The 438-nt window shown below is 56.6% G+C and carries 1 protein-coding gene; it reads right to left on the reverse strand.

What is annotated here, in order from left to right:
* On the reverse strand, positions 1–438 hold a 438-nt coding region (locus tag KH400_RS29710; RefSeq protein ID WP_217228033.1), incomplete at both ends, for a hypothetical protein.

Raw genomic sequence — 438 nt, forward strand, 5'->3', positions numbered from 1 at the left:
TTCTTCTCCCTCCTTCCTCCCCTTCCCTTTTTCCCCTTTCTCTTCCCCCCTCTTTCTCCTCTCCCCTCCCTTCTCTCTCCCTCTTCCTTCCTCCCCTCTTCTTTTTCCTTCCCCTTTTTCCTCCCTCCCCTCTTCCTCCTTTTCTTTTCCCTCCTTCCTTTTTTTCTCTCCCCTCTCTCCCCCTCTCCTCCCCTCTCCCCCCCCCCCCCCCCCCCTTTTCTCCCTTTCTCCTCCCTCCCCTCCCCCTTCTTCCTTTTCCCTTCTCCTTTCCCCTTCCCCTTCTTCTCCCCCTTCCCCCCCCCTTCTTCCCCTTCTTTCCCTTTCCCCCTCTCTTTTTTTTCCCTTCTTCTTTTCTCCCTCTCCCCTTTCCTTCCCTTTCCCCCCTCCTCCCCTTTCTCTCCCCCTCTCCCCTTTTTCCCCTTCCTCCCTCTTTCTCTT

The sequence above is a fragment of the Desertibacillus haloalkaliphilus genome, from assembly GCF_019039105.1.
Taxonomy (GTDB): domain Bacteria; phylum Bacillota; class Bacilli; order Bacillales; family KJ1-10-99; genus Desertibacillus; species Desertibacillus haloalkaliphilus.